The organism is Dickeya zeae NCPPB 2538, assembly GCF_000406165.1.
GTDB classification, from domain to species: Bacteria; Pseudomonadota; Gammaproteobacteria; order Enterobacterales; family Enterobacteriaceae; genus Dickeya; species Dickeya zeae.
Map to the genome: position 1 here is coordinate 1,800,808 of NZ_CM001977.1, position 6,129 is coordinate 1,806,936.

Annotated in this window: 5 protein-coding genes; all 5 read right to left on the reverse strand. The window is 53.7% G+C overall.

Annotation, left to right across the window (positions count from 1 at the left end; translation table 11 throughout):
- Positions 1 to 17 precede the first annotated feature (17 nt).
- Positions 18 to 713, reverse strand: coding sequence for a LutC/YkgG family protein (locus tag DZE2538_RS07860; protein WP_038917133.1), 696 nt, complete (start codon positions 711 to 713; stop codon positions 18 to 20).
- Positions 713 to 2,134, reverse strand: coding sequence for a LutB/LldF family L-lactate oxidation iron-sulfur protein (locus tag DZE2538_RS07865; RefSeq protein WP_038916026.1), 1,422 nt, complete (start codon positions 2,132 to 2,134; stop codon positions 713 to 715). The genes DZE2538_RS07860 and DZE2538_RS07865 overlap by 1 nt, the downstream gene beginning before the upstream one ends.
- Before the next feature lie 11 nt (positions 2,135 to 2,145).
- Entirely contained in the window at positions 2,146 to 2,865 is a 720-nt protein-coding gene (locus DZE2538_RS07870; RefSeq protein ID WP_038907719.1) for a (Fe-S)-binding protein, read from the reverse strand.
- Positions 2,866 to 2,967: 102 nt separating this feature from the next.
- On the reverse strand, positions 2,968 to 4,518 hold the full coding sequence (locus DZE2538_RS07875; protein ID WP_023640029.1) for an L-lactate permease: 1,551 nt from the start codon (positions 4,516 to 4,518) through the stop codon (positions 2,968 to 2,970).
- A gap of 283 nt (positions 4,519 to 4,801) precedes the next feature.
- Positions 4,802 to 5,620 (reverse strand): trypsin-like serine peptidase, encoded by an 819-nt coding sequence (locus DZE2538_RS07880; protein ID WP_019845748.1) that lies wholly within the window; start codon positions 5,618 to 5,620, stop codon positions 4,802 to 4,804.
- Positions 5,621 to 6,129: the final 509 nt, after the last annotated feature.

Sequence of the window (6,129 nt, forward strand, 5' to 3'; positions counted from 1 at the left end):
GATGGTGGTGATGACGATTAACAGTCTTCGATGATCAGATACGCGGCGTTAACCGGGCCGTGTACCCCGACCACCTTGATAAGCTCGATGTCGGCGGTGGAGCTGGGGCCACCGATCAGGTTGATACAGGAGGGCAGTCGGGTGCCTTGCTCCGCCAGCTGATGCAGATGACGCGCCAGTTGCGCGACACGCGGCAAAATCGTGCTTTTGCGCACCACAAAAATTGACGATTCCGGCAGTAAGCTGACCGCACGGCCGCGATCCGGGGTGGAAAATAGCACCACGCCGCCCGATTCCGTTAACCCATATTCGGCGTAGACCACGCCGACCTTGGCTTGCTCGGCCAGCCGGATGTTTTCTTCTCCCCGCGCAGGATCCCACACCACGGCATTGCAGGTTTCCTGCAACCGGGCGGTAATTCCCAAAGCGACCAGCCGCTCATCGCCGCTGAGGATAACCGGTTCGCGGCCATAACGTTCGCATAAACGCCACGCTGCCTCGGCGGCATCGGCTTCGGTGGTTAATTCACAATGCGCCAGCATGACGTTGCTGGCGCATTCAATAAACGCGTCGCAGCGTTGCTGCGCGTCAAGTTCAGTCAGACGGGTCTGGGCGTGATCATGCGCAGGAACCGGCGGCGGCGACGGAAGATGGCGAACCGGTCGGCCTAGTGCATTGGCGATGTCAGCTAAAAATGCCTCTCTGTGATTCATCATTTATTTCCCTGCGCTTTGTGTTTTTTAAACCAGGAACGGAAACTTTCACCATCGGCCGGCGGCAAGTCACGTGCCTGTGTCCATTCACTGATGGCCCCGATGTTAATGGGGAGTTTCCCGTCCCGGATAAACCAACTGGCGGCACGGGCGCCCGCTATCATGCCGACTTTCCATAACGTCGGGTGGCTGTTGGCATACGCGAACAGCTTAATCGTGCTCTGCTCGCCTTTGGGCGTGAGCCCACCTTCTGCCATGACGCGGCGGTGTTTCAGAATCAGCTTCGATAACGGAATCTGGACCGGGCATACGCTATCGCAGGCGGTACACAACGAGCAGGCGTAGGGCAGATCTTTAAAATCATCGTAACCACCCAGCAGGGGAGAAATGACCGCGCCGATAGGGCCTGGATAAATAGAGCCGTAGCCGTGACCACCGATATGACGGTACGCCGGGCAGGTGTTCATACACGCACCGCAACGAATACAACGCAATATGTCCTTGAACTGCGACCCCAGCACGGTGGAGCGGCCGTTATCGACAATCACCAGATGGAATTCTTCCGGGCCATCCACATTGCCTGCTTCGCGTGGGCCGGTGAGCCAGGTATTGTACCCGGTCAGCCGCGCGCCGACGGCACTGCGCGCCAGCATGGTGATAAGCACATCGACCTCTTCAAACGTCGGCGCGATACGCTCCATCCCCATCACCGCGATGTGTGTTTTCGGCAACGTCGTACACATGCGGGCATTACCTTCATTGGTCACCAGACACACGGAGCCGGTTTCCGCCACGGCGAAGTTACAGCCGGTGACACCGATTTCGGCACTCAGAAAGTCCTGACGAATTTTTTGGCGGATGAACAGTGTCATGGCTTCTGGGGTTTCCGGCCCGTCGTAGCCCAACTTTTCACGCAACACCCGTTGAATCTGATGACGATCTTTATGAATAGCCGGTACCACGATGTGTGACGGCGGATCGCCATCAAGCTGCAGAATGTATTCGCCAAGATCGGTTTCAATCACCTGGATACCGGCTTCCTGCAGCACGTGGTTCATGCCAATTTCTTCGGTGACCATCGATTTGGCCTTGACCACTTTTTTCGCCTGCTTCGACTGAGCGACACGCAGGATGTAATCCGTTGCGTCCTCTTTGGTTTTGGCAAAAAAAACGTGACCGCCGTTAGCGCTGACGCGTTCTGAGAGCTGGTAGAGGTAAGCATCCAGGTTAGCCAGTACGTGCTCGCGGATTTGGCTGGCACGCTCGCGCCAGTCTTCCCAATGCCCCAGCTCATCCACCATTTTCTGGCGGTTGGCACCGATACGTTCCTGCGCGTTGGCCACGGCGTTACGCATAATGGGGTCGTCTATCTGTTGCTTGATACGCGCTTTGAAAGCAACATCGCTGGTTTTTAAGTACATGGGTAACCTCCTCAGCGGCTCATCAACACTTCGGCGATATGCATCACCTTAACCGGGCGTCCTTCGCGTTGCAGACGTCCGCCGATATTGAGCAGGCAACTGACATCGGCACCGATCAGGTAATCCGGCTCGGCATCCATAATATGGCCCACTTTTTCTTTCACCATTTCACCGGAGATTTCCGCCATTTTTACCGAGAAGGTACCACCGAAACCGCAGCAGGTTTCCGGTGCCTGAAACGGCAGCAGTGTCAGACCATCGACCTGTTTCAGTAGCGCCAGCGGTTCTTCTTTCACGCCCATTTTGCGAAACAGACTACAGGACGGATGGTAAACCGCCTTGCCGGGTAAACGCGCGCCCACATCGACGACGCCCAGCGTGTTGACGATGAACGAGGTCAGGTCGAACATCCGCGCAGCGACCTGCTCTGCGCGTTTCGCCCACTGCGGTTCATCGCTAAGCCAGGTGGCGTAACTTTTGATGGCGTAGGTGCAAGAACCCGCCGGGGAGATAATCGGGTCGTCGTTTTCCTCCAGCGCCGCAATCAGGTTTTTCATCCCCGGGATGGCTTCTTTCACATAGCCGCTATTAAGCGCGGGCTGACCGCAGCATCCCTGTTTTTCAGGGAAATGAACCTGGCAGCCTAAGTGCTCCAGCAACAGCACCGAATCACGTGCCATCCGTGATTTCAACGCGTCGCCGATACAGGTCACAAAAAAGTTAACATTCACGACATCTCTCCAATACAGGGTATAGGCTTGTTTTTATGATAAGACGTTATCGTCCGGCGCTGATTATTCGGAAAAACAAACAGGTTCAGGACATAAACAGGTTTAAGACATAAATAAGTAATAAAACAGTCCGACTTTTAGCCCGAGAATCAGGATATAGGCGGTACAGTATTTCAGCGTACCGGCCATAATGGCGCTGCCTTGTCCGTCCATTCGGGTGGCGGATACCGCAATGGCGATACTCTGCGGGGAGATCATTTTCCCGCCGGTTGCCCCGGAGGTATTGGCCGCCGCCAGCCAGACGGGGTCAATATGGAGTTTTTCTGCCGCGACCGTTTGCAACTTGCCGAACAAAACGTTCGAGTTGGTATCGCTACCGGTGACGAACGTCCCCAGCGCACCGATGATAGGCGCGATAAAGACATAGGCACCGCCCGTGAGATTCACCATCGTCTGCGCCAGCGTGGCGATAAGCCCACTGACATCCATGATGGTCGCCATCGCGACGATAGTGGTGATAGCGATAATCGAGTTTTTCAACTGCTTAATCGTGCTAGCTAATACGCTCAGCATCTTGCCTAATGTGGCACCCTGAATAAAACCGCCCAGCAGGGTCGCAATAATGATCAGTACGCCCGGTGTGGCTATCCAGTCGATTTTCAGTGACAGCGCTTTTCCTTGCGGTAACGGGAACGACAGCGTCGAGGTCACCTGCCCGACAACCTGCTTAATGCCGGGGAATAACGGCGAGCAAAGCAGGATAAAGGTAAAAATAAGCATATAAATAGAACAGGCTTTCAGCAATTCACGGCCTGAAGGCAGCGTACCCGAGCGGGTATTGTTCTGGATAAGGTAGCGTGGGTCGGTTTGCCCCTTACGTGCACGCCCCATTGCCGCGACCGCAATCAGGCTGACAAGGCTGCCTGCGAATGCCGGGAGTTCCGCACCCAGGTGAACGGCGACAAAATACTGCGGAATCAATGTGGTAATCCCACACACCAGGGTGATGCCTACCACGCCTTTGATCGCTTTCACGCCGTCGCCGATGATGGCGATAATCACAAACGGCAGCAGAATGTTGAACAGTGCCAGTTGCAAAATAATCGTGCCGCCCAGGGCGGTAACCGGCAGGTGGACCTGCTCTGCCAAAATCGACACCGGAATACCGACGGCGCCAAAGGCGGTGGGGACGGTGTTCGCCACCAATGAGGCGATGGCCGCTTTCAGCGGGTTAAAACCCAGCGCAATCAGAATACCGATAGGAATCGCCACGGCGGTACCGTAGCCCGCTGCCGCTTCAAGGAAGCCACCGAAGCACCAGGAAATCAACAACACCTGAATACGTTTGTCGTCGCTAATGCTGGCCAGTACGTCACGCAGAACATCCATGCTGCGTGTTTCTTGCATCAGGTTATAACTGTAAATCGCACCCAAAATCACGATGATGATAGGCCATAAGCCCTTTATCACCCCATAGCCAATGGCCGAACCGAGTGTTTGTAACGGCATGTGCCAGACGGTCATGCTCAGGATAGCCGTGATCACCAGGGTGATCAGGACAGAATGATGAATGGGCATTTTGATTTTCAAAATCAGAATGATCATTATCACAAGTGGCAAAACGCCAAGTGAGAATTGTAAGTATTCGTACATAATGCTCCCTAAAATAAAAATGTAACTTATTGATATCGTTCTAGGAGTAATCGTTTATAGAGAGATCAAAAAATCGGGTCAGGTGGCTGGATCGCTTCATTGAAAGATAAGTTTCAACGTGTCGGTAAAAGGTATGAACAGGTTACTCTTAGGTATAAGAGAAGGTTAATACCATTAACAATTTGTGGGCTTTTACGGCAAAAAAGGGGTAGGTGCAGACGGTATAAGGGAGGGGACGGGCAACTGCCGGTATGTCAGCGACGATACCGGCGGGTCATTGTTATCAGCGTTTCTCTTTAGCCAGTGCTTCCAACTGCTGGCGTATGGCGGTAACCGCAACAGCACGGTTATCGGCGAGATTACGGTTGCTGGCGTCCGGGGCGGAGCTTTGGATGCCGACCAAAATCCAGCTACCGGCGGTTTTCAGCATCAATGGCGAACCGCTATCGCCCGGTAAGGTGTCGCAACGGTGCGCCATCACCGCCTTATGGACCCAGCCTGTAATCTGGCAATCCTGATGGCGGTACAACGTGTCCTCATGGTCTTCCGGGTAACCGGCCTGGGTAACCTTCTGTTGTGCCGCATCCAGTGCGGCTTTCAGTTCTTCCTGCGAGCCTTGCCAGATAGGCAATGGGCGGATGCCCGGCGGTGTTTCTCGCAGGCGAATCAGGGCGAAATCCCACGGTGCGGCAGCGGGGGGAACGATCCAGCCATCACCGTCCGCTTTTAACATTCTGGCCAGTTTCTTATTGGTTAACGCTTCAATTTTATCGGTTTCATAGCGCCAGCCGTTTTCTGTTGACAGAAAACGCAGTGCAACCGGTTTGTCCGGTACGCCGGGCGGTGCCACGACACAGTGGCCTGCCGTCAGCGCCAGATGAGGTGAAATCAAGGTGGCGGTGCACAAGTTACCGCTGGCGGTTTCTAATTGACCAATCGCCTGCCATGGCCACTGGGAAGTATCCGGCACGCTATCGCGATCATCATGATTAAAGAACAGGATCTGTTTTTGTTGTTCCGTCAGGGTTGAGGTGTCGTCATCGGCCCACACGTAAGGGGCGAGCACGCTCAATGAACATAACAACCAGGCTGATATGCGCATGTAATGAATGGCCTTTAACAATGAAATTCAGCGTAGTAACCGTCATCAATCCACTATAAACGTAGCATGCCAACATCAAGGCAGGACACGATAGGGTAAGTTCAGGTGGATCGGATGACCTGATTGGGGCGCGCTGGCGAGAGTGAAATCGGATTACAGGAAAAATACAACAATGACCAACGCGCAGATAAGCAGGAAGGACAACATGATTTCGAATGAATAACGCCGCAGCATTATCAGGTCCCCCATGAAACAAACACCCGGCGAACCGGGTGTTTTATAACGCTACCGTCATGCCGATAATCGCTACCGGTGTTCATGACCATTAACTATTTCTTACCTGAGTGAATTAAGCGGCTGTTGGAGCAGCAACTTTCTTCGCTTTTTTCACTTTTTTGTGTTTTTTAGCAGCCTGGGCTTTCTGAGCAGCCGGAGCTTTCTTAGCTACTTTTTGTGTTTTTTAGCAGCCTGAGCTTTCTGAGCAGCCGGGGCTTTCTTAGCTACTTTTT